Annotated in this window: 1 protein-coding gene; it reads left to right on the forward strand. The window is 40.9% G+C overall.

Going from position 1 to position 1,033, the window contains the following annotated elements; genetic code table 11:
- The first annotated feature begins 70 nt into the window (after positions 1 to 70).
- Positions 71 to 1,006: an IS30 family transposase gene (locus K1J10_RS10515; protein WP_223357338.1), complete on the forward strand. Its 936-nt coding sequence runs from the start codon at positions 71 to 73 to the stop codon at positions 1,004 to 1,006.
- The last annotated feature ends 27 nt before the right edge of the window (positions 1,007 to 1,033 follow it).

Raw genomic sequence — 1,033 nt, forward strand, 5'->3', positions numbered from 1 at the left:
CAAAAAAACTCATAGCGTTTCATTGGGGTAAACTGTAAGTATTCACACAAACAGAACCCGAGGAAAAACTATGAGCTACTGCCATCTTACCATAACCGACCGAATAAAGATAGAAACTTACTTGGATTTAGGTTTGAAACCTTGCCAAATTGCAAGTAAACTTGGCGTCCATAAGTCCACAATTTCAAGAGAGCTAAGTCGGTGCAAAAATAGTTACTCCGCAGCCTTAGCACAGGAACAGTACGACCACAGGGCCAAGCAAAAAGGTCGAAAATCTCGTTTGACACCAAAGTTAAAAAAGGAAATTGAGAAGGGGTTAAAAGCTTCTTGGTCACCTGAACAGATTTGTGGTCGCTATCAGCTTGAACAAAAGCCAATGGTAGCTTTTAAAACCATCTATAACTGGCTCTATGCTGGTTTGATTGATCTGGATTTAAGCGTCCTTCGTCGTAAAGGAAAGACTCGACAACCAAAAGAAACACGTGGGACATTTAGGATTGGCATGTCTATTGCCAAACGTCCTAAAGAAGTCAGGGATCGTGAGACCTTTGGTCACTGGGAGCTCGATACTATGGTGTCTTCCAGAGGCAAAAGTAAGGGCTGTTTAGCGACTTTTCTAGAGCGAAAAACTCGTTTTTACTTAGCTTTCAAGATACCAGACAGAACAGCCAAATCTATGTTTTCAGCCATCGAACAACTTTGTAAGCTATTTCCAAAAGAGGCTCTTAAAACCTTCACTTCAGACAGGGGGAAAGAGTTTGCCTGCTATCCTCTGGTAGAGAACTTAGGAATTCCCTTTTTCTTTGCGGACGCCTATTCTTCCTGGCAGAGAGGAAGCAATGAAAACTCAAATGGCTTACTAAGAGAATATTTCCCAAAGAAAACAGATTTAGCCGCTATTTCTGATGAGGCTTTGAACAATGCCTTATATGATATCAATCACCGACCACGAAAATGTTTAGCTTACAGAACTGCTTGTGAAGCTCTAGAGGATGAGTTCAAGTAAATGTTGCACTTATTCTTGCAATTTATC

It is taken from the genome of Streptococcus australis (assembly GCF_019930045.1).
Lineage (GTDB): Bacteria > Bacillota > Bacilli > Lactobacillales > Streptococcaceae > Streptococcus > Streptococcus australis_D.

Bases quoted from the DNA above. Each gene is read 5' to 3' on its own strand.
- K1J10_RS10515 (WP_223357338.1), top strand. From the start codon at position 71: ATGAGCTACTGCCATCTTACCATAACCGACCGAATAAAGATAGAAACT.